The sequence below is a fragment of the Rhodococcus sp. IEGM 1318 genome (assembly GCF_033142465.1).
GTDB lineage: Bacteria > Actinomycetota > Actinomycetes > Mycobacteriales > Mycobacteriaceae > Rhodococcus_F > Rhodococcus_F qingshengii_B.
Map to the genome: position 1 here is coordinate 1 of NZ_JAWLSC010000025.1, position 24,593 is coordinate 24,593.

25 protein-coding genes and 1 pseudogene are annotated in these 24,593 nt (G+C 62.7%); 10 read left to right on the forward strand and 16 right to left on the reverse strand.

The window, feature by feature from the left end; translation table 11 throughout:
• The 15 genes from R4P65_RS31355 to R4P65_RS31425 all read right to left on the reverse strand — a co-directional run.
• The coding region (locus R4P65_RS31355; protein ID WP_317829441.1) for a transposase at positions 1-267 on the reverse strand (267 nt) is incomplete at its 3' end.
• A gap of 274 nt (positions 268-541) precedes the next feature.
• Positions 542-2,038 (reverse strand): aldehyde dehydrogenase family protein, encoded by a 1,497-nt coding sequence (locus R4P65_RS31360; protein ID WP_317829442.1) that lies wholly within the window; start codon positions 2,036-2,038, stop codon positions 542-544.
• Positions 2,035-2,709, reverse strand: a complete 675-nt coding sequence (locus R4P65_RS31365) for an HD domain-containing protein (protein WP_317829443.1) — start codon at positions 2,707-2,709, stop codon at positions 2,035-2,037. Before R4P65_RS31365 ends, R4P65_RS31360 begins: the two co-directional genes overlap by 4 nt.
• Positions 2,706-3,971 carry an FAD/NAD(P)-binding oxidoreductase gene (locus tag R4P65_RS31370; RefSeq protein WP_317829444.1) on the reverse strand — a complete coding sequence of 422 codons (1,266 nt, stop codon included), beginning with the start codon at positions 3,969-3,971 and terminating at the stop codon, positions 2,706-2,708. The genes R4P65_RS31365 and R4P65_RS31370 overlap by 4 nt, the downstream gene beginning before the upstream one ends.
• 2 nt (positions 3,972-3,973) lie before the next feature.
• A complete protein-coding gene (locus tag R4P65_RS31375; protein WP_317829445.1) occupies positions 3,974-4,294 on the reverse strand; it encodes a 2Fe-2S iron-sulfur cluster-binding protein in 321 nt (106 codons plus the stop codon).
• A 41-nt stretch (positions 4,295-4,335) separates the two neighbouring features.
• Positions 4,336-5,103: an SDR family NAD(P)-dependent oxidoreductase gene (locus R4P65_RS31380; protein ID WP_317829446.1), complete on the reverse strand. Its 768-nt coding sequence runs from the start codon at positions 5,101-5,103 to the stop codon at positions 4,336-4,338.
• A 3-nt stretch (positions 5,104-5,106) separates the two neighbouring features.
• Entirely contained in the window at positions 5,107-6,933 is a 1,827-nt protein-coding gene (locus R4P65_RS31385) for a PEP-utilizing enzyme (RefSeq protein ID WP_317829447.1), read from the reverse strand.
• 39 nt (positions 6,934-6,972) lie between these two features.
• Positions 6,973-8,067 (reverse strand): PEP/pyruvate-binding domain-containing protein, encoded by a 1,095-nt coding sequence (locus R4P65_RS31390; RefSeq protein WP_317829448.1) that lies wholly within the window; start codon positions 8,065-8,067, stop codon positions 6,973-6,975.
• 1 nt (position 8,068) lies between these two features.
• A complete protein-coding gene (locus R4P65_RS31395) occupies positions 8,069-9,346 on the reverse strand; it encodes a cytochrome P450 (RefSeq protein ID WP_317829449.1) in 1,278 nt (425 codons plus the stop codon).
• Between the two features lie 84 nt (positions 9,347-9,430).
• Positions 9,431-10,213, reverse strand: a complete 783-nt coding sequence (locus R4P65_RS31400) for an IclR family transcriptional regulator (protein WP_317829450.1) — start codon at positions 10,211-10,213, stop codon at positions 9,431-9,433.
• A gap of 18 nt (positions 10,214-10,231) precedes the next feature.
• Positions 10,232-10,750 (reverse strand): HD domain-containing protein, encoded by a 519-nt coding sequence (locus R4P65_RS31405; protein ID WP_317829474.1) that lies wholly within the window; start codon positions 10,748-10,750, stop codon positions 10,232-10,234.
• Positions 10,720-11,337 (reverse strand): winged helix-turn-helix transcriptional regulator, encoded by a 618-nt coding sequence (locus R4P65_RS33300; protein WP_411742613.1) that lies wholly within the window; start codon positions 11,335-11,337, stop codon positions 10,720-10,722. Before R4P65_RS33300 ends, R4P65_RS31405 begins: the two co-directional genes overlap by 31 nt.
• Before the next feature lie 446 nt (positions 11,338-11,783).
• Positions 11,784-13,376, reverse strand: coding sequence for a cation acetate symporter (locus R4P65_RS31415; protein ID WP_317829452.1), 1,593 nt, complete (start codon positions 13,374-13,376; stop codon positions 11,784-11,786).
• Positions 13,373-13,699 (reverse strand): DUF485 domain-containing protein, encoded by a 327-nt coding sequence (locus R4P65_RS31420; RefSeq protein ID WP_317829453.1) that lies wholly within the window; start codon positions 13,697-13,699, stop codon positions 13,373-13,375. The genes R4P65_RS31415 and R4P65_RS31420 overlap by 4 nt, the downstream gene beginning before the upstream one ends.
• Complete coding sequence (locus R4P65_RS31425; protein ID WP_317829454.1) at positions 13,696-14,175, reverse strand: nuclear transport factor 2 family protein; 480 nt, start codon at positions 14,173-14,175, stop codon at positions 13,696-13,698. Before R4P65_RS31425 ends, R4P65_RS31420 begins: the two co-directional genes overlap by 4 nt.
• A 155-nt stretch (positions 14,176-14,330) precedes the next feature.
• On the opposite strand from R4P65_RS31425, the gene R4P65_RS31430 reads away from it, so the two are divergent.
• The 9 genes from R4P65_RS31430 (at position 14,331) to R4P65_RS31470 (ending at position 23,850) form a co-directional block, all read left to right on the forward strand.
• Complete coding sequence (locus tag R4P65_RS31430) at positions 14,331-14,936, forward strand: TetR/AcrR family transcriptional regulator (protein ID WP_317829455.1); 606 nt, start codon at positions 14,331-14,333, stop codon at positions 14,934-14,936.
• 132 nt (positions 14,937-15,068) lie between these two features.
• A complete protein-coding gene (locus tag R4P65_RS31435) occupies positions 15,069-16,262 on the forward strand; it encodes an acyl-CoA dehydrogenase family protein (protein ID WP_317829456.1) in 1,194 nt (397 codons plus the stop codon).
• Positions 16,259-17,035, forward strand: coding sequence for a hypothetical protein (locus tag R4P65_RS31440; RefSeq protein ID WP_317829457.1), 777 nt, complete (start codon positions 16,259-16,261; stop codon positions 17,033-17,035). Before R4P65_RS31435 ends, R4P65_RS31440 begins: the two co-directional genes overlap by 4 nt.
• Positions 17,032-17,889 carry an alpha/beta hydrolase gene (locus R4P65_RS31445; RefSeq protein ID WP_317829458.1) on the forward strand — a complete coding sequence of 286 codons (858 nt, stop codon included), beginning with the start codon at positions 17,032-17,034 and terminating at the stop codon, positions 17,887-17,889. The genes R4P65_RS31440 and R4P65_RS31445 overlap by 4 nt, the downstream gene beginning before the upstream one ends.
• Positions 17,886-19,568 carry an AMP-binding protein gene (locus tag R4P65_RS31450; protein WP_317829459.1) on the forward strand — a complete coding sequence of 561 codons (1,683 nt, stop codon included), beginning with the start codon at positions 17,886-17,888 and terminating at the stop codon, positions 19,566-19,568. The genes R4P65_RS31445 and R4P65_RS31450 overlap by 4 nt, the downstream gene beginning before the upstream one ends.
• On the forward strand, positions 19,561-20,799 hold the full coding sequence (locus R4P65_RS31455) for an acetyl-CoA C-acetyltransferase (protein WP_317829460.1): 1,239 nt from the start codon (positions 19,561-19,563) through the stop codon (positions 20,797-20,799). Before R4P65_RS31450 ends, R4P65_RS31455 begins: the two co-directional genes overlap by 8 nt.
• A complete protein-coding gene (locus R4P65_RS31460) occupies positions 20,796-22,004 on the forward strand; it encodes a CoA transferase (RefSeq protein ID WP_317829461.1) in 1,209 nt (402 codons plus the stop codon). Before R4P65_RS31455 ends, R4P65_RS31460 begins: the two co-directional genes overlap by 4 nt.
• Positions 22,001-22,858: a CoA ester lyase gene (locus tag R4P65_RS31465; protein ID WP_317829462.1), complete on the forward strand. Its 858-nt coding sequence runs from the start codon at positions 22,001-22,003 to the stop codon at positions 22,856-22,858. Before R4P65_RS31460 ends, R4P65_RS31465 begins: the two co-directional genes overlap by 4 nt.
• Positions 22,855-23,850, forward strand: coding sequence for a MaoC family dehydratase (locus tag R4P65_RS31470; RefSeq protein ID WP_317829463.1), 996 nt, complete (start codon positions 22,855-22,857; stop codon positions 23,848-23,850). Before R4P65_RS31465 ends, R4P65_RS31470 begins: the two co-directional genes overlap by 4 nt.
• 94 nt (positions 23,851-23,944) lie before the next feature.
• Here R4P65_RS31470 and R4P65_RS33305 read toward each other — a convergent pair whose 3' ends face one another.
• On the reverse strand, positions 23,945-24,094 hold the full coding sequence (locus tag R4P65_RS33305) for a hypothetical protein (protein WP_411742614.1): 150 nt from the start codon (positions 24,092-24,094) through the stop codon (positions 23,945-23,947).
• Here R4P65_RS33305 and R4P65_RS31475 point away from each other — a divergent pair.
• Positions 24,065-24,450, forward strand: a pseudogene (locus R4P65_RS31475) (IS6 family transposase). The gene R4P65_RS33305 and the pseudogene R4P65_RS31475 overlap by 30 nt on opposite strands.
• Positions 24,451-24,593: the final 143 nt, after the last annotated feature.

Genomic DNA, 24,593 nt, shown 5'->3' on the forward strand with positions numbered 1-24,593 from the left:
GGTCAACACAGTTTTCGGCCGGGTTCCGTTCCGGATGTTCGTCGAGTCCCGCTCTGGCTGGGCCTGGTTCTTGTCGTGGCCGAGGTGCTCGGTCATCTCTTCGTTCAGGGCGGTTTCGAGGACGGTTTTGGTGAACTGTTTGAGCAGGCCGTCCGGCCCGGTCAACGACAGGCCCTGTTCCTTGGCGAGTCGCACCAGTTCCGCGGCCGCCGCAGCTTCTGCGGAGGGCTCGGCCCTCTTCTTCGTCACATCTTCCAGTGTCGTCATCTTGGCACCTCCTCGCCGAGCATTCACTCAGCTTGTCGGGCCGAAACACCGATCTAGAGACAGTCCCCGAAGCATGGCTCCGAAACACCGATTTGACACCATAGGAGCATCAAACACCGTCGCGTTCGAGGATGCCGGCGCGGTGAGCGAGCGTGAGTCCGGCGGGGCCGGCACCGACAATGCCGACGGTAGTTGAGGTCGGGATGAAGTCGGGCATTGCGTCGTTCTTCGAGTGTGGTTGGGCGGGGCAAACAGTCGATGTTCGGTGGATTTGTCAGATGAGTTCGGCCAGCTTGCGATGAATGGACTTGTAGGTCAGGTACGCCGACAATCCCTCCATGCCGTACTCCACGCCGAGTCCGGAATCGTGGCGACCGCCGAATGGCGCCGAATGGTTGGAGGCGAAGAAGTTGATCCCGACTGATCCGGTGTCCATCCGGTCTGCGACGGCAAGGGCAGCATCGGGATTGGTGGAGAACACCAGCCCGCCGAGCCCGAAGTCGGTGTCGTTCGCGATCTCGATCGCGTCGTCGAGATCGTCGTAGGCGATGATCGTGACCACCGGCCCGAATATCTCCTCCCGCGCCACTCGCATCTGCGGCGTCACATCCGCGAGGACCGTGGGCGCGACGAACAGTCCCGGTCCGGGGAGGGCGAAGCCGCCGGTAGTGACCCGGGCTCCCTCGTCGACGGCTGACTCGAGCAACCCGAGGACAACCTCGTACTGCTTCCGATTGGCAAGCGGGCCGAACACCGTCGAGCGGTCGAGCGGGTTTCCTTGCGGCGCAGCGGCGATGGTCCGGGTGGCCATGTCGACAACGTCCTCGTACCGCTCACGTGGAGCGAGGATGCGCGTCGAGATATAGCAGGTCTGCCCGGTATTGCGCATGCAGGAGCGGATCAGCACGGATGACATCTCGTCCAGGTTGGCGTCGGGAAGCACCAGCGCGGAGGACTTTCCACCCAACTCCAGAGTAACCGGGCGAAGCAGTTCTCCGCACGCCGCTGCGATCTGCCGACCTACCGGTGTGGAGCCGGTGAACGCGACTTTCGCGGTGCGCGGATGGCGAACGAGTGCGTCGCCGACCATGCCGTCGCCGGTGATCAGGTTGACCACGCCGGCGGGTACGCCGGCCGCAGCCACGGCGTCCACCAGGTACCGGATCGACAACGGCGTGGACTCTGCTGGTTTGATCACGACTGTGCATCCGGCCAGTAGCGCCGGCGCCAACTTGATCGCGACGAGGTTGATCGGGAAGTTCCAGGGAGCGATCAATACGCAGACTCCGATTGGGTCCCGGCGTACGACGGATTCCGCACCGCCGGCGGGGAATTCACGGACATCATCCGCCTCGAGATGCTCGGCGAGGCAGGCGAAGTATCGAAAGATGCTGGCTGCGTTGGCGGCTGCGCCCGACGTCTCGGTAATCGGCGAGCCATTCTCGAGGGTGTTGGTGCAGGCGAGCGGATGTGCGCGCTTCTCGATCTCCCCGGCGATCCGGAGCAGGTACGTCGCACGCTCGCTTGGCCGCATTCGCGGCCAGCGGCCGCTACGGAACGCCGTGTCGGCGGCTCTCATCGCCGCCTCGATATCCTCAGCGGTCGCGTTGGGCACACTGCCCCACTGTTCCTCGCTGGCGGGATCAATGATCGGGAGGCGCTGCGTTCCGGTGGAAGGTCGCCAGCTGCCCTCGACGAAGTGGTCGTCGACGTGGGCCCACCGCAGCGTGGAAGCGCGCGAAACGGTGGTGGATGTGGTTACCGGGGTCATCGCAGTACCACGGTCTTGAGTAGCGCGTTGGACCGATCGAGGTCGGCGGTGGCCATCGCGATCGCCGCCTCGGTGAGCATCTCGGGGATGATTTCGGCCGCGAGTCGGTCGCAGTATGTTGCAGGGTCCATGCCGAACCAGTTCGAGGCCAGTGCGATGCCGGCCTGGTCGAAGCGCCACAGTCGGTCCGCGTCGCGCACGAGCGCATCTTCGAGGGAGCACGCCTCCTTGCGTGTGTCGTGGCCGTCTATGATGGTGCACACCGTCTCGACGAACTCCGTGTCGTAGCCCAGCGGTGGCAGTACCTCGCGTGCGATGAGGCAGCCTTGCTTCTCGTGTTCGTAGCGGATCGCGGCCTTGCGCCAGTCCCCGGAGAATCCTTCGGACAGGATCCGGGTCTCGTCGACCCGGCCCCAACCGGTGTCGTGCAGCAGGATTGAGACTCGCACTACCAGTGAGTTTGCCTCCGTGTAGGCTGCGCACAATCGTTCGGCGAAGGCGAGTGAGATCGGCAGGTGGATGTCGTTTCCTCGGGTGCGGGACTCTGGGACTACTGATTTCCATATCGGGTCGAGGTCGGTGCTGCGGGCCGGGGTGAGTGAGATCGGTGAGGTGTCGATGGGCCCCACGGCGCGGATCGGTCGCGGTGCCAACTCGTGGACCAGGCTCATGGCAGTGCCTCCTGCTGTGGTTGGGATGTGACCGATTTGAGTGGGACAGTGGGTTCGGCGGCCGCGTCGGCGGGGATATTCGCATGCTGGGCGAGTGCTGCTTTCACCGCCATGAAGTCGAGCGGTGCATTGACGCAGTCGGCGGAGATGATGCGTCCAGACCTGTAGTACAGGACCGTGAATTTGCCCTTCTCCGGATCGGAGCGGACCACGGTCTTGTCGAACCCTGTTGACAGGCCGGCGATTTGCAGTTTCATCTCGCCTTGATTGGACCAGAACCACGGGATGCCGGCGTAGTCCTCCTGGTAGCCGGTGACCGCGTAGGCAGCCACCTTGGCCTGCTCCACGGCGTTGTTGACGCTTTCGAATCGAACCCGGGAGCCTTCGGGGGCGCCTGGGGTCGGGTTGGGCAGGTTCGCGACGTCGCCTACTGCGAGGGTAGTGCCATCGGAGGCGACCGCGTACCGGTCGACGACGATGCCGTTGTTCACCTCGAGACCGATACCTTCGGCGAGTTCGGTGTTGGGCAGCACACCCACCCCGATCAGGACGAGGTCGGCCTCGATCACCCGCCCGTCCACCTCGACGCCACTGACTGTGTCGCCGGCGCCCAGGATTCGGGTCACCTGAGCGCCGAGCAGCACTTCGATGCCCGCTGCGCGATGCTGATCGAGCAGGTGCTCAGCGGTTTCCGGGCCGACGGCGCGGCCGATCAACTGTGGTCCCGCCTCGATGAGGGTGACGTTCTTGTGCATCTTGTTCATGCTGGCCGCGGCTTCGATCCCGATGAAGCCGCCACCGATCACCACCGCGTTGGTGATGGCGGGCATGCGCGCTTTAAGTTCGAGTGCGTCGTCGGCGTTGCGTAGGTGCAGCACACCCGGCAGGTCAGCGCCGGGGATGTTCAGCCGGCGGGCGCGAGCTCCGACAGCCAATGCGAGTGTGCTGAAAGGGAACTCGTTTCCGGAGCGAGCGTAGGCGATACCAGAACCGTCGGCATTTTTGTCGATGCGCACGATCCGCTCGTTCTTCACCACGTCGATGCAATGTTCTGCCCAGTACTCGGGCGACCGAAAGATCAACGACTCCTTGGTGATCGCACCCTGCAGGAACTCCTTCGAGAGTGCGGGACGCTGGTAAGGGCGGTGGTTCTCGTCGCCGAGCAACGTGATCGGCCGTTGATAACCGAGGGCGCGCAGGGACACAGCGAGCTGAACTCCTGCTTGGGAGGAACCGACGATGAGTAGTCCGGATTCGGTCATCGTCAGACCTGCGTCTGCGGCGTCGTGACACGCAGTTCCATCTCGGGTGTGATGCGGATCTGGCAGCACAGGCGGGAATTATCCCGTCGGTCCTCCGCAGCGCCCCAGAGCATTTCGTCTTCCATGCCATCCATTGCAGGCAGGTCGCTGAGCTGGGACTCGTCGACGAAGACGTGGCACGTAGCGCATGAGAGCGAACCGCCGCATTCGCCGATGATTCCCGGAACCCCGTTGCGCACGGCGGTTTCCATTACCGAGTCGCCGGGAGTGGCTTCGACAGTGCGCCGGGCACCTTCGAAGTTTGTGTATGTGATCTGAGGCATCGTCACTCCTTTCTGTCTGGTCATTGTTCGGATGGTGCTGGTCAGATGAACTGTCGGCCACCGTCGACCACGAGGGTCTGCCCCGTGACGTAGGAACTGTCGGCCCCGGCGAGGTACAACGCCGCGCCGACGATGTCCTCGGGTTGGCTCGCGCGGCGGAGTGCGCCGCGGTCGACCCCGTACGCCTCCGCATTCTCCATGAGGCCCTTGCTGGCCTCGGTGAGTGTGAACCCTGGGGCTATCGCGTTCACTGTGATTCCGCGTCGGCCCAATTCCTTTGCCATCACCCGGGTCAGGGCGATCACCCCGCCCTTGGAGGCTACGTAGTGCAGCCAGTTCTCAGAGCCGCTGTAGACCGTCGCCGAGGACAGGTTGACCACCCGGCCGGTTCCGGGGAGGTAGGGGCTGACGGCGCGAACCATCAGCCAGGGTCCCTTGAGGTTGACTCCCATCACCAGGTCCCATTCGGCCGGGTCGATCTCCTCCAGCGGTGCGCGGGTGACCGCGCCGTAGACGGCGGCGTTGTTGACAAGGACGTCGATCCGTCCGTGACCGAACTCTGAGGCTGCGACCGCTAGTTCCTCGGTGGACGACGCGGAGGTGACATCGACTCTGCCATGCCAGGCGTCGGCGCCGGCATGGCGTATCAGTCGCGCGGTTTCGGCCACGCCGTCGGTGTCGATATCGGCGACTGCGACCCGGTAGCCTCGGCCGGCGAACCCCAGCGCGAAACTCCGTCCGAGTCCGCCTGCCGCGCCCGTGATCAGGACGGTGCGCTCGGCGCCCTCATCGGCGCGTGTGTCGGTCATGGCTCAGCCCAGGATCTCGACGCGGCCGGTGTTTCCGTCGACGCGGATTAGCTGACCGGTCCGGATTGTCGTTGACCCGTTGCCGGTTCCGGTAACGGCGGGCAATCCGTACTCGCGGCAGACGATCGCGGCGTGGCTCATCATGCCGCCGATGTCGGTGACGGTGGCCTTGATCTTGCCGAAGATAGGTCCCCATGACGGTGCGGTTACGGTGGCGACGAGGATGTCACCTTCCTGCACCTCGTTGAGTTGGTCGGCGTGTTGCACGACGCGAGCGATGCCTTCTACGATGCCGGGTGAGGACGCCATGCCGGTGATCGCCCCATCTGTACCGACCTCGTCGCCGGCAAGCCACTGCTGAACCTGCTCGGTGGTGATGCCGTAGAGCATCATTGTGAACGGTTCGGTGATCTGCGCGGGAGGAGTGTTGAGCGCTGGTTGTGGCCGCTGACTGCTGAGGGCGTCGATGATGCCCCGACGACGCTCGATCTCGGCCGGCCAGTAGTACGGTCCGGTGGCGTCAGCTCCCACTGCCCAGCCGGTGATTAGGTCGAAGATGGCGTCCCGCACTTCACCGCGGGTCAGGTAGAGCATGTCGTTCTTGTCGGTCCAGAATCCGGCGTCCGCGAAGAGCTGTCCGAGTTCGCGGACCTTGCGCCAGAACACGCCCATGGTCCAGTGCTCGATGTAGAAGTTGTGGTTCTCGACGTATGGGTAGGCGGTCGCGGCGAGCCCGCGTTTGGCGTCGAACAACTCTAGGTTTGCAGCATCAAGGAGGTCACGGTACTCCTCGATCACGCGGTCGCGCTCGGTGACGAGTTCCTCAACCGGTCGCAGGATCTGCTGGCCTTCGTCGAGGCGGCGGATGTAGTCCTTGATGTAGCCGAGTGGGATCTCCTGATACTCGATCCAGTACTTGTCGTGGCCGTAGAAGCCGTTGCCGACAGTGAAGTTGAACCACGGATCCTGTGCTGTGAGGTAAGCCTCGAGCCAACGCTCGCCGCCCGCCGCCCGTACCCGTTCCAGTGTGCCGTCGACGTCATCGGTGTCGGAAAATGATTGCTGCAGACCAAGTTCGACAGCCAAAGCGGCCAGTGTCTTGAGCTCGTCGTCCGGCCGGAAAAGCTCCATGTCGACGCCCTGCACCATCTTGGCGATGGCCTGATCCGGGATGCCGGGGAACAGTTCCTTGCAGAACCCGAAGAAGTCTAGGTACGCAAGGTAACCGAGGTTGAGGAACTCGAAGTGGTACTGCCAGTTTTGATAGCACAGCTGGATCAGCCGGTCGTAGTTCTCCATCAGCATCTCGGAGCCGTCCTTCGCCTTGCCGCTGACGATGTCCTCGAATGGGACCATCTCCGGCAGTGTGGGGAACGACAGCGACTCCATCTCGTCGATGGTGGAGCGCACCTTGATGTGCCAATTTTCGAGCAGTGAGTCCCAGTTCTGGAAGTAGTGGCCAGCGCGACGCTCGAATTCCGTGGCGCGGGAGGCGATCTGATCCTCGGGGACCGAAACAGGGCTCATGTACAGGTAGCCGAGGTGGATCTTGAACTCGATGCCGTTAGCCGGCGGAATCAGAAGGTGTCGAGTGTTGTACTGGCCGAGGCACTTGACCGCGAACTCGCCGCCGATGGTTTCGAAAGGCTTGAACACTGTGGGCCAGTGCTGGCTGTCGCAGAACCAGAACTTCTCATCCTCGTCTCCGCTGAGGTTCTGGAAGACCAGATTGTAGGGGTAGAGCTTCTCCCACCCCTCGGCGCCGGCGGGCACGGACAACGTGGAGGGCTTGGGGAAGGACTTCATCGTGGGCTGCTGCGTGGCGGTCATGAACAATTCCTGTTCTTCAAAAGACTGCAGGGGAGCGGATTAGCTCTTGGGTAATCCGTGGGTGAGGGTGGCGGTCATGCTGGACAAGCTGAATCCGTTTGTCGGTGCGGCGGTAGGAGGTGCGGCGGCGGTCGGTTCGGCCTTCGATGAGTGCACCGTTTCCGGCCGCGATTGCAGCAACAGCAGGTTCTGCCCGTCAGGAAGGTCATGGTCAAGTGCCCACTCGATGTCTTGCGGGCACAGGTAGTGCTTCTCGGCTCGCTTGGCCATCGCGGCCACCGCTGTCAGTTCGTCGGGGGTGAGTGAGCGCCGGGCACGTCGCTCGGCGTCGACCTCCCGCTCGACGAGCTCTCCGGTACCGAAATCGGGTACCAGCTCGGCGTGCTTATCGCCGACGGTCTCGCTGACTACGGTGAGCATCACCTTGTCGAGCAGGATGTTGTCGGGAGTGACCAGGCCGGAGACCACCATCTCGCCGACACCGTAGGAGGCGTCGACTGCGATCTTGGAGCGGTCTCCGTTGGTCGGGTTCATCGTGATCGCCACTCCGGCGACGCGGGCGTTGACCATCTTCTGCACCGCAACAGCCATCCTCAGTCCCTCATCCGAGATCTCGTGTTTGAGGCGGTAGAGGATCGCGCGACTGGTATACAGCGACGCCCAGCAGCGTCGGATGCTTTCACGGACGGCGTCAATGCCGGTGATCCAAAGATAGGTGTCCTGCTGGCCGGCGAAACTCGCGCCGGGAAGGTCCTCCGCTGTCGCCGACGATCGAATCGCCACCGGCGTCTGCGTGGCGAACCGGCGCTGCAATTCGCCGTGGGCATCCACGATCGACTGCGTCAGGTCCGCAGGTGCGGTGCAGGAACAGATCATCTCTCGGATCCGGCCGGAGACCTGATCGACCTGCGCCACGTCGTCGGGGTCGAGGCCTGCCAGCAGCTGTCGGGTTTCCTCGGTAATTCCGGTGTGGTCGACGAAACGCTGGTAGCCGGCGGTGGTGACAGCGAAGCCGGGTGGAACCGGCATTCCCGCACCGGTCATGGTGACCAGCGAGGCGCACTTGCCGCCGAGATCCTCGATGAGAGGATCAACGTCGGCGTCGAAAAAGCAGATGTACGGGGCGTCGGTCATATCAGTTCTCCCAGGAAACGGGGACGGAGAGGGGAGCACGGAAGGAGAGGTTCTTGCCGAAACGGACGGCGTCGTTCTCGACGAGCCGTAGGTCTGGGGCTATCCGTGCGACCTCCTCGACTGCGATTTTGGTCTGCAGCTTCGCGAGCATGTTGCCCAGGCAGTAGTGGATGCCGAACCCGAAAGCGAGGTGCTCACGTGCGTTGCCTCGATCGATGTCGAACTGGTCCGGTTTCTCGAAGCGTGATTCGTCGCGGTTCGCGGAACCCATCACCAGCAGCAGGTTCGCACCCTTGGGGATAGCAACCCCGCTGATCTCGGTGTCCTTGAGTGCACGGCGTCGCCACGCGACGATGGATGGGCTGAATCGCAAAACCTCGTCGATCGCGGAGGTAATCCTTTTGGGGTCGTCGACGACCCGCTGCCACTGGTCGGGGTGTGCGAGCAGTACCCGGAGCGTGTTGGAAATCAGGGTGGTGGTGGTCTCGTGTCCGGCGAACAGCAAGCTGTAGCAGACCGACGCGATCTCGTGGTCGGTGATCGGATCACCCTCGGCCTGGGCGCGAACTAGGTCGCCGACCAAGCTGTCCCGCTCGTTCTCATGCGCATCTTGGACAAGCCGCAGGCATTCCTGCCAGTAGTCCACGAGGTTGTGGGCGTGCGGAATCTGTTCATCGTCGCTGAGATCCCCCCACGTCATTGCGGCACGGGAATCGCTCCACTTCTTGAAGGTGTCGACCTGGGCCACGTCGGCGCCGATGAGGGTGAGAATGGTGACGGTCGGGATATCGTAGGCGAGCTGGGTCAGCAGATCTCCGGATCTGTTGCCGTTAGTGAGCATGTGTTGGAGTTGGTCGACGGCGTTGCTCCGAATCGCCGGTTCCAGTGTCTTGTATCGGCGTGGGGTGAACGCCTTGGCGACGATCTTGCGAATTCTGGTGTGCTCCGGCGGGATTCGCGCAGACAGGCCCGAGTAGGCGGTGAACCCGCCGTCCTCCATGATTTGCTTGGCTTCCTGCCCGCGCTCGCGCACCGGGGCTTGGGCGTTCTCGCTGCTGTAGGTCTGCCAGTCCTCGAACACCGCTTTGATGTCGTCGTAGCGGGTAAGGATCCAGCAGTCGATGCGCTCGTCGTACATGACAGGATCGTCCGCGCGTAGAGCGGCGTAGGACGGGAAGGGGTCGTCCTGTTCGAACGGCTGGTATCCGTGATGGACAGGGCAACCGCTGGCAGTGTTGCCCGTCTGTGTCGGGATGGACTGCTTGTCTGATGCAGACATGGCCACTTCCTGTTCTCGTAATGTGATCTGAACCACGAGACAAGTGTGTTGCCGCGATGACTCAAGGGCAATGCCCGACTTCCGTTAGATGGAAGTGAGATTGGTTCCAGTCAGAGGTCGTCGGCGCAGAGCAGGCGCGATTCGCCGCGCAATCCCTCGCAGAGGCGGTAGATAGCGGGTCATCTGTTGTGCCTGTGAGGAGAGCATGACGAGACCGATTGCGGCACCGGCCTGTTCAGGAGTGAGAAGTACAGGTACCGCGATCGAGCAAGAGCCCGCGCGGACCTCCTCGGACGTGGTCGCGTACCCCTGTTGTCGAATCGTCGCCAGTTCCCCGACCAGCCGGGTTTTATTCACGTGTGTGTACTGGGTCGGTGTCTCGAGGTCTCGGGCGATGTAGGCCTCGCGTACCCAGGGCTCCTCGAATGCGAGCAGCACCTTGCCGACCGCAGTGGCGTGCAACGGGAGTCGACCGCCCACACGCGACGCCCGCGGTACTCGCTTCGAGCTGTAGATCCGGTCGATATACAGCGCCTCGTGGCCGTCCCGAATGGCTAGATGGGAAGTCTCTTGGGTAAGTGAGAACAGGTCCTGGAGGAAGGGGCGGGCAGTGTCGCGCAGCTGCCGGCCGGCATTCTGTGCGACCTCCCACAGGCGCATGCCGACCAGATAAGTTCCGGACTCGTCCTTGTCTAGGGCTCCCCACTCGACTAGCTCGTTGACCAGCCGAAATGCCGTCGGCAACGGCAGGTCGGCGGCTTCGGCGATCTGGGTGAGAGTCCTTGTTGAGGGGCCGGATTCGAAGGTGGAGAGGATGGCCATGACCTTGGATGTGACGGTCCGGCCGGGACTTTGTCGGGCATTCACCGGTGCATCACCACCCGTCTATCCCAGTGCTATCCGCTGAGGGCTCGAGTCGACCCAGGCGACTGCCGCCATGACGCGAGCCATGGTACGGGCAGCGTCGGTGAACAGGTGCTCGTGCACGCGGTTGGCGACCGGGCGATGCGCCTGTTCGCGGGTCAGGCCGAACCAGTTCATCACCGTGTCCAGTCCGTGTGGAGTCAGGCGCCACAGTTTGTCGGCGTCCTTGAGCAGTGCGTCGTTGAGCGATAGTGCGGTTAGTCGGGAGTCGTGACCGTCGATGATCTGACCGATCTCGGTGATTCGCGCCGCATCGTGACCGAGACTGGTGAGAGTCTCGACGGCGATTCGCGCGCCCTCTTTCTCGTGCAGGATCACTAGGTCGGTCCGGTTTCCGCGTGGTGTTTTCGCCTTCAGTATCTCGGCCTCGGGTACGTGAGACCACCCGGTGTCGTGCAACATGATGCCCAGAAGGACGACCTCGGGGTCGGCGTCGGGATACAGGTCGGTCAGCGCTCGGGCGATGCCATATGCGTAGATGGTGTGTGTCGCTGTCGCGAACCTTCAGGTAGGGCTCGGCCCGCTGCCATACGGCGTCGTGGGCCGGGGTTAGTGCGCTGATACCGGTTGCAGCCGCCGTATCGGGCAGTACGCCGGTCACATCGCGCCCGATCTGGTTCTCGGTGGGGTTCAATCGCGGAAGCATCCCTCATTGCACTGCCGATGAGCTCACCGGGCAAGGGGCCGCTTCCGTTGAGTGGAAGTTCGCTGATCGGCCTGCCGAGGCGGATGTCGCTCGGGAGTGCCAACTCGATCTCGGAGGTGGTCGTTGGCGGTGCTGCCGCGTTTGCCCGTGCCGTTGCGATGTCGTCGGCGTGGGCCTCCGCCCAGTCCTGGAGAGCACGTACTACCGGGCACGGTGTGTTGCCGAGTGCCGTCAGGCGATACTCGGCGCACCGTGGCGCCTCCGCAAAGACCTCGCGGGCGACGAGTTCCGTTCGTCTCGAAGGGCGCGCAGCGTGCGGGTGAGAACCTGGGGGCTCAATCCCGACGCATCCCTCACGGCGTTGAACCGCATGGGACCGGATTGAAGGGCTTTGACAATGAGATCGTCCAGCGACTTCCAAGTAGTTCCAGGGCGCCCCGCATCGGGGAGCCTAGCGCGTATGGGTCTTCGGTGATGTTCTTGACGCCGGCGAGTTCCGGGCTACGGAGATCACCGTCCACGACGGATAGAATGCGCAGAGGGTTGCGGCAGCTAAGCTGGCTCGGCAGGTGTGATCGGGTCCTTCAAGCCTGCGCAGACTTCGGCTTCGCCCAAATGGGGACGGCCTGCGGCTGTACTTGACGAAGCCTGTGGAGTTTCTGGTCATTGTTCTGTCATCGGCAACACCGAATAACGAGCTCTTAGGCAAGAGTGGTCCAGTCGTTTCGGGCGGGGCCCGGTGATCGGCGGTCTCGCCCACTGCCAGCGCGTGCGGTGTCCGATGGTGCGCTGCAAGGTTCCGCCGTGGGCCGGAACTTTTGCAGCGCACAATCAGTGGCAGTGCAGCTACTTGTGGTGTCTCGCGTGCTAGTTCCGGGTCTCGGCTAGTTCTGCGCCGATGCCGGTTTCTGCACGTACGAGCATCTCGGCAAACTTTTCATCTCGCTCTCGTGAGGGGCCGTGTCGTTTCTCGCCGAGCAGAGAACCGATGATCGCTGCGGCCGCGCCCAGCGGCAACGTGATGATGATGGGCAGCTGGATGGTCAGAGGCGCCGGTCCGCTACCGAGCCAAAGCGCTTCGGTAAACATCAGGCTGACGACGGTCGATACCAGTCCGACCGAGATTCCCCAGACTGCGCCGGTGCTGTTGAATCGGCGCCAGTTGAGGCTGAGCAGCAGACTAGGCAAGTGGGCGCTGCCTGCGACCATGAACGCCATTCCCATGAAGTAGGTGATGTTGGTGGAGTCACCGATGAGCATGGTCAAGATAACGGCGAAGATACTGAATCCCACAGCAGCATAGCGGGCGACTTTTGCATCGCGGACATCGTTCTCGTCGTCGTTGGTTCGGGTCAGGCTGGGCCAGACGTCACGGGCGAATGTGCCTGCGGCAGATATGACGACGCCTGCGACGACGGCGACGATGCTTGCGAAGGCGACAGCCGCGACCAACGCCAGTGCGATGGAGCCGCCGATCGTCCCGACTCCACCACCGAGCTCGGTGACCAGTGTCGGCGCCGCGAGGTTGCCGCCTGCGCCTACCCGCTCTGCACCGTCGGGCCCGAGTATCGCTGCGGCACCGAATCCCATCACGATGACGATCAGATAGAACATGCTGCATAGTCCGACTGTCCAGCCGATCGATTTCCTGGCCGTACCGGCGTCTGGGACGGTGAAGAAGCGGATCAGGATGTGTGCCATACCGGCGGTGCCGAGGGCGAAGGCCAGTGAGTAGGAGACCAGGTTGAGTGCTCCGGTCTGGCCGAAAATCAGTCCGGGGGAGAGGATCGCGTCGCCCGCTGCGGCGTTGTCGGTGGCACCGGAGAGCATGCGGGGCAGGCTGAAACCGAATTTGGTGAAGATGCCCAGGGCGACGACGACGGCGAGTGTGGCCAAGATCGTCGACTTGATCACCTGTACCCATGTTGTGGCGAGCATGCCGCCGACGAAGACATAGATGCCCATGAGCGTTCCGGCGACCACGACGGACAGGCCGAAGGGGATGCCGGACACCGATTGCAGGAGCACTCCTGCCGCGACAAGCTGTGCGAGCAGGACGAATGTGCCGGTGACGATCGTACTGAAGGCGACGACGATTCGAACACGCCGTGCACCGGTTCTGAAGACGAGAACATCTGCAAGAGTGAACTTTCCGACGTTGCGCATTTTCTCCGCAAGGAGGAGCAATACGGGGAGGAACGAGACGACGGAGGTGCAGAGAATGACCGCGCCGTCGACGCCCTTGTAGAAGATGAGGCCCGTGGTGCCCAGGAAGCTTCCGGCGGAGATGAATTCACCGGCGATGGCGAATCCGTTCTGCCATCCGGTGATCGATCGTCCGGCGGCGAAGAACCCGTCGGCGCTGCGGCTACGGCGGGAGGCGGCGAACGTGACCCACAGGGTGAGGGATATGACGGCGATGCAGACGCCTATCGCCAGGAAATTCGGTTCGGTGGTCATGCGACTTTCTCCTGGGCGTGATGCTCGATGGCCTGGATCGCTGCGGCGGCAGTCGGTTCGATGTAGGTACGGGAAAGTCGGAAGTATGCGTATACCAGGACCCAGGTTCCGGCGAACTGTGAGAACACCACCCAGAGCGACAGAGGTATGCCCAGGAGTTCGTTTTCACCGAGCAGTGCAGGGAAGTATGCGAAGCCGACGAGGAAGCCGCTGAACATTGTGATCGCCACCAGGCCAAGGGAAATGGTCACCGTGCGACGGCGTCGCCGAAGTTCGATGAATTCCGGCAGCATGAGGATGGGTAGCCATGCGCGCGTGCTCATGGGTGCACCGCTGCGCGCTTGGCGCTCTCGAGTGCGAACTGATTCTCGGCCCAGCCCTCGTCGAGCGGTCCGAAGAAGTGGAATCGAACTTGTTTGACTCGGTAGAGCCAGTGCCCGTCGACTTTGACCAGCGTGTCCGTGTAGCGGCCGGCAGCAATGGAGGCAACGCCGTCCGATACACACGGTTGCCACAGGAATGATCGAACGGTGGCGGTGTCGCCGTGGAGGTCGATCTCCATGTTGGTGATGAAGTGCCAGAACTCGCTGAGCCCAGCGTCGGCGAGTCCGGCGAAGAATTCCTTCATCTCCGCTTTGCCTACCGGGTGTGAGAGTCCGTCGAAGGCACCGTCATCGATGAACAGAGTCATCAGGTCGTCCCAGTTGCCGTCGTCGAGATGTCGGCAATATTGCGCGTCGAGGTAGCGGATCGCTTCGAGATCCTCCAATCGCGCAATTCTTTCTTCGAGAGTGCTCAACGCCCTTACCTCCAAGTGTTGCTGAGTGAAGTTGACGGGACGAGACATTAACGCCCGTTCATGTGATTTGGACCATAATCCATCTGGAGGGGCGCCGTCAATACCCAGGAAGCTGCCGCTTGCAAGGTCTTTGAGTTGCGCCATAGTCTTTGCGTATGAACAGTCGATCAACAAACGTAGACACCCGGAGCGTGCGACAGCGGATCCTTGACACTGCGTTGCAGGAATTCTTCGACTTCGGTTTTCATGCGGCGACCCTGCGCAATATCGCTAAAAGCGCAGGTTGTAGCGCTGCAAACGTCTACAACCATTTCGAGAACAAGGACGAAATACTGGTTGAAATACTGAGGGCAGCCAGTGATGAGCAGTTCACTGCAACCCGCAATGCCATTCGTAGGGCCGGGGCGTCTCCGTCTGCGCAGTGGGCAGCGGCAGTTGAAGCGCACGCGTTGTATACGGCATCGCATGCCCAGGCGTGTCTCGTGGCCAACACTGAGTTGAGATATCTGGACGAGGTGGATCGAAAGCGAGTGGTGGGCTCGCGCGACGCCCAGGAACATCAGTTCATCGCGATTGCGGAAGCGGGTGTGAACTGCGGAGAGTTCGTAATCCCGCTTGTTCATCAAGCAGTGACTGCGGTGTTGACGATGTGTTCGGGCATTGCGCTCTGGTATCGAGACGACGGCCCGCTGTCCGCGCGGGAGGTTGCCAAGTCGTACGGCCAGTACGGGCTGAATCTGGTCGGATACCGGCAGGCCTGATGTCGCATCAATTGGTGGGTGCAGTTGGGGTGTCGTTGACGCACTCGCGGCCAACATGCTCTACTTGGTGAACAAGCGTTAATGTAATGCGTCGTAATTTTATGGACGCACGACAGTCACCAGGAGCATTACATGACTCATCGGCCCTCTCAGCCGCGCACCGATTCCCCGCGGTACCTCACCGAAGACCGCTTGGCTATCCGCGATCTGGCCCGGGACTTCGCGATAACACAGGTACTCCCGGTCGCGAACGAACTTGATCCCCGACAAGGCGCCATTCCGGATTCACTGAAAAAGGCAATGTCAGAGGTCGGTTTCTTCGGAATCATGATTCCCGAAGAACACGGAGGCCTCGGACTCGGAGTCTTCGAATACTGTCTCGTCGCCGAGGAACTCTCCCGCGCGTGGATGAGTGTCTCTGGACTGCTGGCGCGAGGAAACGGCATGGGCGGCGGTTTCACCCCCGAACAAGAGGCCGAGCTACTCCCGAAAGTGGCCAGCGGCGACTACCTCGGAGCATATGCACTCTCGGAAGCCGAGGCGGGGTCCGACGTGGCCAATATTTCGTGCCGCGCAACCCGCAGAGGCGACGACTGGATTATCAACGGCACCAAGATGTGGTGTACCTACGCCGACGAGGCCGACTATCTCGTCCTGTTCGCGCGAACGGATCCGCAGAAGGATCCGGCCAAACCGCACCGCGGCATCAGTGCGTTCTTCGTCGACAAGGAACGAGGAGTCTTACCCGAGGGCATCAGTGGCACCAAAATACGCAAGATCGGCTATTTCGGCTGGAGCACTTGGGAACTCGCGTTCGACAACTTCCGCGTCCCTGCCGTGAATATGCTCGGTGAGGAGGGTAAAGGCTTCTACCTCGCGGTCAGCGGTCTCGAAGTCGGCCGCGCGCACACCGCCGCCCGAGCAATCGGCTTGGCCAGAGCGGCCCTCGAGGACTCCATTGCCTACATGCACACTCGCCGCCAATTCGGTCATCCCATCGCAGATTTTCAGCACCTTCGCTTCAAGATCGCCAAGATGGCCGCCGATATCGAGGCCGCCCGCCAGTTGATGTACGCCGTGGCCACCGACATCGACACCGGACGCCGCTGCTCGCTCGAAGCGTCGATGTGCAAGTTGGTTGCCACCGAAATGGCAGAACGCGTCACCAGTGAAGCCGTACAGATCCACGGCGGCGCCGGCTACACCACCGACTTCCAGGTCGAACGGCACTGGCGCGACGCACGACTGACGAAAATCTTCGAAGGCACGAGCGAGATTCAGATGCGCATCATCTCTGACGAACTGCTGGGACGGTCGCAGTCATGACGTCGACGACTACCGGCATCGCGGTCGGTGACACCTTCGCCTCACCGTTTCACCCGATCGGGGATCTACTGGGTCTGTTTGCTGCTCACCGTTCGGTACTGGAAAAGGTCGGCGCAACCGGCATTGTTACCGCTGGTCTATTGGCCACGCCGGTGGCCCTGGGCGCCGTACGCACGGAACTGCAGTGGAGTCGTATCGTCGCCGTTACCGACCTCGACGCCGTAAGTGCTGAGACGGTGATCACCCGAGTCGCGACCCGGGACTCCGAGATCGAGGTCGATCGCCACGTTCGACTTCTCGACGAGGCCGGCAACACCCGCGAACAAGGGGTTGAAACGTGGATCGCGCCGCGGACCGCAGCAGCCGAAGGCAGACCCGGCACCGACTTCTGCACCGTGCGTTGGGGCGAAGCCTTACGTGAATCTCTCAGTAAAGATGCGACATTCGCCGATTCGCTGGCGAACTGGGACGGAACGATCGGGTTGCGATGTATCGACGGACCCAGCCATATACGCGAGGTCCATCTGCGTATCTATCGCGGCCGGATTGTCGACGTCGCCAGGCGAACCCCCAACGGCGCCACCTTCACCTTCATCACCACCGCCGAACGCTGGGTCGAACTCGCCAGCGCCGAACGCAGCGATTTCATGCGCCGAGCAATCGCTGGTGAATTCTCCTCCAGCGGAGACGGTTACGAATATCTACGACTGACGAAGCCGCTCGGAACCATCATCGAGCACGCCAGAATCATCGCGAAGGAGCCCCACGCATGATCGAAGCGAAATATCTCCAGGTAGACGGAGCGCTCGGATTCGTCGAGATCGTGACACCGGAAAATAGTACTGCCGCAACATTACCCACGGTTCTGTGTCTGCACACCGCGGGTCAAAGCGGCGTTCAATGGCGCCACTTCGCCAGAGCGCTCTCCGAATTCGGTTATCGGGTGATCGTCCCGGATCTCCCCGGACATGGACGGTCCGAGCCCGCCGCACACGCACCGATCAGAAGCCTGAGTATCTATGCCGACTGGCTCTGGAAGATCCTCGAACTTCTCGACGTACAAACGCCGTTCGTCATCGGCTGCTCCATCGGCGGCAAACTCACCTTGGAACTGGCAACGAGGCCCTCACAGCCACTCGCCGGAGCCATCGCCATGGAAGCCGAAGCCGCGCCAGGCCGCGTAAACGTCGACGGGCTTCGACGCGAACTTGAAGATGTGGCCAGCCCCAGTCGCGCGGACCGAACCTACCTGGGCACACTCGCATCGATCGGCCGCGCAGTACCGGAAAGTCGAGCACACGTCATCGCCACGATGCACAAACGCGAGGATCCGGAGATCTCCTCGACCGACCTTATCGGTTGGGGCACACACGATGTCCAAGACCGCCTCGGCGACGTCACATGCCCGATACACCTGATCGCCGGCGACGAGGACCCTTGGATCGACGCTCGAAGTGTCCAGTCCGCTGTTGACGCTATCAACGACTCGAACCCAGGTCTTGCCCGCTACACCCTGCTCGAAGGTATCGGGCACTACCCGATGGAGGAAGTCGACGACTTCGCCTCCCTCGCCCACCAATGGTTGAGCGAGCTGAGCGCCGGCTCGACCGTGGAGGCAGTCTCATGACGACACTTGCGCACTTTCTGAACGACCTGGTCGAATCGGATCCCCAGGCAGTTGCGACCTTCGATGTGGCCGGAGACCTCGTCCTGCCGACAACCCGCAGCGAGCTGGCTGACCGAGTCCGCGCACTGCGAACCGAGCTGCAAGCAGTGGGGGTCAATAGCGGCCAATGCATAGCAGTGCTGCTACCCAATTGGTCCGACGCCATTGTCTGGCAGTTCGCGGCCGCCGAACTCGGGGCACACGTGATCGGCGTGAACACTCGCTACAACACCCACGAGATCGCGCACATCCTCGAATCAGCAAGCCCTTGCGTGGTTGCCGTAGCTGATCGATTCCACGGTCTCGACCTGTTCGCAACGCTCTCCGACGCACTGAACTCGGTCGAGCCGGCCACCATGCCGGCGATCGCAGTCGTCAGCGGCGCTGCCGCATCGGCCTCCCCTGATCCCGGGCCATTTGATCTCGGTGGCGGTTCCTGGAACGCCGGCAGCGCCGACACCGGATCTGTTCGGGTCGCGGCCACACCGAAGACGGCAGCTCCCACCGCAGCAGGCCTCGTGGCCGGCCCACTCGCCGACGACCCGCTCGCCGTTGCCTTCACAACATCCGGTTCGACCGGCACACCGAAACTCGCAGCACACCGGGAGAGCGCTGTCGTCGGGCATGCCCGCGCCGACGCAGTAGCCCTGCGGATCGAACCCGGCGATGTCGCCCTGTGCGTTCTTCCCGTCTCAGGTGTGTTCGGATTCAACACCGCTCTGGCCGCAATGGCCGGAGGCGCAGCGCTGCTGATGGAACCTGTCTTCGACGCGGCCACGACGCTTTCACTGATGGAATCGTTGCGCGTGACGCATATCGTCGGTGGCGATGATCTGTACGGCCGACTCCACGATCAATGGCAGATCACCGGAGGTGACCTGTCGTCGCTGAAGGTACTCGGGATCGCCGATTTCCTCGGCCGCTCACACCAGATCGCGCGGTGGGCACGCGATCAGTTCGGCGCCCTCACCACTGGGGTGTTCGGTTCCTCGGAGGTCTTCTCGCTGATGCTGCTGTGGGATCTCGACGATGCCGAGACCCTGCGATGGACAGGCGGTGGGCGACCGGTCTCGGAGAACATCGAGATCCGCATCGCCGATCCCTTCGATGACTCGGTCCTGCCGGACGGTGAGCAAGGTGAACTGCAAGTCCGCGGCCCCAACGTAGTCGATGCCTACCTCGGCAATCCCGGAGCCGCGGCCGCCGCGTTCACCGCGGACGGATGGTTCCGCAGCGGCGATCTGGGCACCGCAACCGGCGACGGAGGGTACTCGTACATCTGCCGGATGGGCGACGTTCTCCGCCTGCGTGGATTCCTCGTCGACCCCGCCGAGATCGAACAACGACTCGCCGAACACGCCGGGGTACGCCTGGCGAAGGTCGTCGGGATCACTGCAGCCGGTGGATACACACAAGCTATCGCGTTCGTCGTGCCCTCAGACACCGCGCCGCTCGATTCCGCAGAACTCAAGTCATGGTGTGCGTCGAGCCTGGCAGCCTTCAAAGTGCCCTCCGCAGTGCACATCATCGAAGACATGCCAACCACCGTAGGCGGCAACGGGACCAAGATTCGCGCCGTCGAACTGCGCGAATGCGCACAACAATGGACCGACCACGAGAGGGACTTCCGACATGCCTGACACCACCCCTGCACAGGCACACGACGTTGTCGTCTGCGAACCGCTTCGTACTCCCGTCGGGCGGTACGGAGGTCAGTTCAAGGACGTCTCCGCAACCGACCTCGGTGCCCGTGTGGTCTCCGAGTTGCTCACCCGCACGGGGGTGGACCCCGCCGCGGTCGACGACGTCATTTTCGGCCAGTGTTATCCGAACGGGGAGGCTCCGGCCATCGGCCGTGTCGTCGCTCTGGACGCCGGACTTCCCGTCACCGTCCCTGGCCAGCAACTCGATCGACGCTGCGGCTCGGGCCTGCAAGCCGTCCTCGACGCCGCCATGCGCATCCAGACCGGCGTCGCCGAGATCGTGATCGCCGGCGGAGTCGAGTCGATGAGTCAAGCCGAGTACTACACGACCGCCATGCGCTGGGGCGCGAAAGGCGCACCCGCGACACTGCACGACCGGCTGGGACGCGGGCGCGTCACCGCAGGCGGCCGCAACTACCCCGTACCCGGAGGGATGCTCGAAACCGCCGAGAACCTGCGCCGCAAGTACGGCATCGGCCGAGACGAACAGGACGCGCTTGCCGTCGAATCTCATCGCCGTGCGGTGGCAGCCATCGACTCCGGCGTCTTCGCCGAGGAAATTGTCCCCATCGAGGTACCGGTCCGCAAAAGCGAGCCCCTGATCGTCGATCGCGACGAACATCCGCGAGCCGACACGACAATGCAGTCCTTGGCCAGATTGCGACCCGTCATGTCCGGTTCGGATCCCGACGCCACTGTCACAGCCGGAAACGCAAGCGGCCAAAATGACGGCGCCGCAGCATGTCTGGTAACGTCCCGCTCCGCCGCAGAGAGTCTGGGGTTGCGTCCGTACGCCCGATTGGTTACCTGGGCGGTGGCCGGCGTCGAGCCGTCGGAGATGGGTATCGGCCCGGTGTCGTCCACCGCGAGGGCTCTTCAACGCGCCGGCCTCACCTTGGCTGACATCGATCTGATCGAACTCAACGAAGCATTCGCCGCTCAGGCACTCGCGGTCACCCGCGAATGGAATTTCACCGCAACAGATTTCGAACGAACCAATGTCAACGGATCCGGGATATCGCTCGGCCATCCCGTCGGCGCTACCGGGGTCCGGATACTCACCACGCTGCTGCGTGAGATGGACAGGCGCGGCTCCCGATACGGTGTCGAAACCATGTGCATCGGCGGAGGACAGGGCCTGACCGCGATCTTCGAGCGAACATCATGACCGCGCGTCCACTCGACGGTGTTCGGGTGATTGACATGTGCACCTTCGTCGCCGGACCGACGGCAGGCCGAATGCTCGCCGAGCTGGGAGCCGAGGTCATCCGCATCGACCCACTTCGCGGCGCCATCGATGCCGACCGCTGGCCCGTCACGGACAGCGGGGCGAGCTTGTACTGGGCCGGCCTCAATCAGGCGAAGAAATCGATTGCCGTCGACCTCCGCAGTGACACCGGCCGAGCACTGGTCACCGACCTCATTGCTGAGGCCGGCGTGCTCCTCGAAAACGTCGCCCATGCACCATGGTTGGACAACAACAGCTTGACCAGTCGGCGCAGCGATCTGATTCATCTGCACATCCAGGGCAACGCCGACGGCACCCCCGCGGTGGACTACACGGTCAATGCGGCGATAGGGCTTCCTCTCATGACTGGTCCGGTCGATTCCATCGCTCCGGTCAACCATGTATTGCCGGCGTGGGACATGATCACCGGCGCGCACGCCGCGCTCGGTATCGTCACTGCGCTGCGGCACCGCGAGCGCACAGGTGCCGGGTCCTACCTGGAACTGGCACTGGCCGACGTCGCATTGTCAGGGATCGCAGGCATGGGGTGGATCGCCGAAGCCGAGCAATCCACAGCGGGGCGCCCACGGCAGGGCAACGCTCTGTACGGTAGCTACGGCTCGGACTTTCCCACCGCCGACGGACGCTCGGTGATGGTCGTCGGTCTCACCACCGGTCACTGGAATGCCCTGGTCGAAGTGACCGGGACGGCCGACATCTTCGTTGCCCTCGAGAAGCAACGATCTCTCGATCTGACGCTGTCGGCGAACAGATTCACTGCCCGAGAGGCGATTACGGCGATCCTGCGGCCTTGGTTCGAAGGGCGGACACTCGAGCAGATCGAGAAGGACCTCACGGACACTCGCGTGCTGTGGAGTCCCTATCGGGATCTCGGCGAAGTCGCCGCCGAGATTCGGGAGATCGACCAACATACAGTGGTACAGGAGATCGAACATCCCGGCGTGGGTGCGATGCTCACCTCCGGCACGGCATTGCGATGGCAAGGCCGGTACACCGACGCCGCTCCGTCACCACGACACGGCCAACACACCGCAGATGTCCTCGGATCCGTCCTCGGTCTCGATGCCGAACGAATCGATGCGCTCATGCGAAGCGCCGTCGTAGCCACCGACGAGGCGCCGTGAGGACCCGGCCACAGATACGGCGGCGCACGGTGTTGGTCGCACCGGCATCGGACGAACGCAAAGCAACCAAGGCACTCGCCTCGACAGCAGACGAAGTGGTGCTCGACCTCGAAGACGCCGTGGCGCCGCCCGCCAAACACGACGCCCGCGTGACGATGCACCGAATGCTGTCCACGTTGTCCACCGACCGCACAGTGTCGGTCCGAATCAACGGTCTCGCGACAAACTGGGCCCACGACGATCTTGATGCTTGTGCATCGCTCGGCAGCAGGCTACGCAGCATTATTGTCCCCAAAGCTGAGACCGCAGAACAACTCGAGGAGGTCAGCGCGTCTCTGGCCGCGACGGATATCGGCGTACAAGCCTTGATCGAGACACCGGCCGGAATCGAGAACGTAACTCGAATCGCACGATCGACCCCGAGACTGGAGGCGTTGATTCTCGGATACGCCGATCTCGGTGCCACCCTCGGCCGCAGCGAGCGCGCCGGACCGGCGATGTGGTTATCGCACCAGGACATCGTGCTGACTGCGGCTCGGGTTGCCGGGATCCATGCCATCGACGGCCCCTACCTCGGTATCTCCGACGACCCACTATTTCGGCAGTGGGCTCAGTGGTCCAGTGACATCGGATTCGACGGAAAATGGGTCATCCACCCGAACCAAATCGGTTCTGCGGAAACGATATTCACACCATCAGCTGATGCCGTCGCACACGCGCACAGTGTATTGCGGGCCATGGCAGAGGCTGAAGCCAGAGGCGCCGGAGCAGCACAGCTCGACGGACGAATGCTCGACGAAGCCATCGCCGTATCGGCCCGCAGAGTGCTGACACGAATCGGAGGAACACCATGACCGTCTCGCTCATCGGGGGACCGTACTTCGATCAACTCACCGTCGGAACCGTCTACGACTCGGCCCCCGCCGTGACACTCACCGACGGCCTCGCCGCAGTCCACCAGTCCATCCTCGGCAATCGGCTGCGGTTACCACTCGATACCCACCTCTCGAAATCCGTGACCGGCGAGCAGACAGCGCTCGCACATCCCGGGCTGGTCTGCGATGTCGCGATCGGGCAGTCCACTCTGGCAACGCACCATGTGATCGCCAACCTCTTCTACCGAGGGCTCCGATTTCACAGGTTCCCGCACATCGGTGAAACACTGCACACGAGAACCGAAGTCGTTGCTCTCCGCGAAAACTCAAACAAGACGGGCCGAGCTCTCAGTGGATTGGCGGCACTGCACGTCACATCCACCGACAGGCGCGGTGAGGTCATTCTCGACTTCTACCGCTGCGCGTTGCTTCCCCTGAGCGACAATCCGAACCCGGGACGTGTCCGGCACAGCGACGACATGTCGTCCATCGGCCCGCGCGACGACCGGCCCTGGAGTATTCCTCAAGGGTGGGATCTGGATGCATACCGGAAGGAAACAGGGTCCCGGACCTTCGTGGCACCCACGCCCGGGATGATCCACCGAAGCAGCGGCGACGTAGTCTCAAACGCGCCCGAGCTTGCCCGACTGAGCATGAATATCGCTGCAGTACATCATGATCAACGCGAACAAGGGTCCAGGCTCGTCTACGGCGGCCACACCATCGGTCTCGCACTCGGACAAGCGAACCGGGCTTTTCCGGACATGATCGGCATTCTGGGATGGGTATCGTGCGATCACACCGGGCCCGTTCGAGAAGGCGACACACTGACAAGCGACGTAACAGTGGAGTCGGTCGACGAGAGGGCCAATGGCATTGTGGTGCAGCTGCGGTCGGTGGTGCGCGCGCAACGAGCGGACGGCAGTGATTCGAACGTGCTGGACTGGCGCTTCGTGGCAGTGATGCCATGAACTGTTATTGCCGACTGCGAACCCGAGCGTTGCGCGCGGGGTCGGACCACGTAGGCGCACGGGTCTTCCATAGTGGGCGACGACGGCGGAAGGGTCAGGTGGCGTCACCGCTCCGGTGTCCCTCGCGCTGGGCGGCATCGACACACGGAGTGGTGACGCCAACGAGCTCCGCCGCCGACGCCCACAACCCGGTGACAAGTGGCGCCTCGACGAGGTGTTCATTCGGATCAATGGTCGGCAACATTGTTTGTGGCGTGCTGTCGATCAGCGTGGCAACGTTCTCGATGTGCTGGTTCGGTCACGCCAAAACGCGTTGGCGGCCATGAAGTTCTTCCGGAGGCGCTCAAGGGTTTGGAGTATGTTCCGCGGGTGATCGTCACAGACGAGCTGGGCAGCTACCAGATGGCGCACCGCGAACTGCTGGGATCGGTCGAGTATCGCCAGTCGAAGTATGTGAATAATAGTGCCGAGAACTCGCACCAACCGACCCGGCAGCGCGAACGTGCGATGAAACGCTTCACCTCACCTGGGTACGCGCAACGGTTCCTGTCCGCGTTCAGCGGCATCTCGCCACATTTCCGCCGCGCCGACACCTGCTGACCGCCGCCGAATGGCGTACCGAGATGGCCGACCGATTCGCGGTCTGGCGGGCGATCACCGCGACCGATGCCGCCGCCTGAATGTGAACGGCCCGACGGTGTCCCGTAGCAAACTGTACCAAACTAGATGTGCCGCTATACGTT

Coding starts and splice junctions, on each gene's coding strand:
- R4P65_RS31385 (WP_317829447.1), bottom strand. CDS start 6,933: ATGACCGCCACGCAGCAGCCCACGATGAAGTCCTTCCCCAAGCCCTCC.
- R4P65_RS31445 (WP_317829458.1), top strand. CDS start 17,032: ATGATCGAAGCGAAATATCTCCAGGTAGACGGAGCGCTCGGATTCGTC.
- R4P65_RS31360 (WP_317829442.1), bottom strand. CDS start 2,038: ATGACCCCGGTAACCACATCCACCACCGTTTCGCGCGCTTCCACGCTG.
- R4P65_RS31420 (WP_317829453.1), bottom strand. CDS start 13,699: ATGAGCACGCGCGCATGGCTACCCATCCTCATGCTGCCGGAATTCATC.
- R4P65_RS31390 (WP_317829448.1), bottom strand. CDS start 8,067: ATGACCGACGCCCCGTACATCTGCTTTTTCGACGCCGACGTTGATCCT.
- R4P65_RS31435 (WP_317829456.1), top strand. CDS start 15,069: ATGACTCATCGGCCCTCTCAGCCGCGCACCGATTCCCCGCGGTACCTC.
- R4P65_RS31440 (WP_317829457.1), top strand. CDS start 16,259: ATGACGTCGACGACTACCGGCATCGCGGTCGGTGACACCTTCGCCTCA.
- R4P65_RS31460 (WP_317829461.1), top strand. CDS start 20,796: ATGACCGCGCGTCCACTCGACGGTGTTCGGGTGATTGACATGTGCACC.
- R4P65_RS31430 (WP_317829455.1), top strand. CDS start 14,331: ATGAACAGTCGATCAACAAACGTAGACACCCGGAGCGTGCGACAGCGG.
- R4P65_RS31395 (WP_317829449.1), bottom strand. CDS start 9,346: ATGTCTGCATCAGACAAGCAGTCCATCCCGACACAGACGGGCAACACT.
- R4P65_RS31455 (WP_317829460.1), top strand. CDS start 19,561: ATGCCTGACACCACCCCTGCACAGGCACACGACGTTGTCGTCTGCGAA.
- R4P65_RS31375 (WP_317829445.1), bottom strand. CDS start 4,294: ATGCCTCAGATCACATACACAAACTTCGAAGGTGCCCGGCGCACTGTC.
- R4P65_RS31415 (WP_317829452.1), bottom strand. CDS start 13,376: ATGACCACCGAACCGAATTTCCTGGCGATAGGCGTCTGCATCGCCGTC.
- R4P65_RS31380 (WP_317829446.1), bottom strand. CDS start 5,103: ATGACCGACACACGCGCCGATGAGGGCGCCGAGCGCACCGTCCTGATC.
- R4P65_RS33305 (WP_411742614.1), bottom strand. CDS start 24,094: ATGTTGCCGACCATTGATCCGAATGAACACCTCGTCGAGGCGCCACTT.
- R4P65_RS31450 (WP_317829459.1), top strand. CDS start 17,886: ATGACGACACTTGCGCACTTTCTGAACGACCTGGTCGAATCGGATCCC.
- R4P65_RS31370 (WP_317829444.1), bottom strand. CDS start 3,971: ATGACCGAATCCGGACTACTCATCGTCGGTTCCTCCCAAGCAGGAGTT.
- R4P65_RS31470 (WP_317829463.1), top strand. CDS start 22,855: ATGACCGTCTCGCTCATCGGGGGACCGTACTTCGATCAACTCACCGTC.
- R4P65_RS31365 (WP_317829443.1), bottom strand. CDS start 2,709: ATGAGCCTGGTCCACGAGTTGGCACCGCGACCGATCCGCGCCGTGGGG.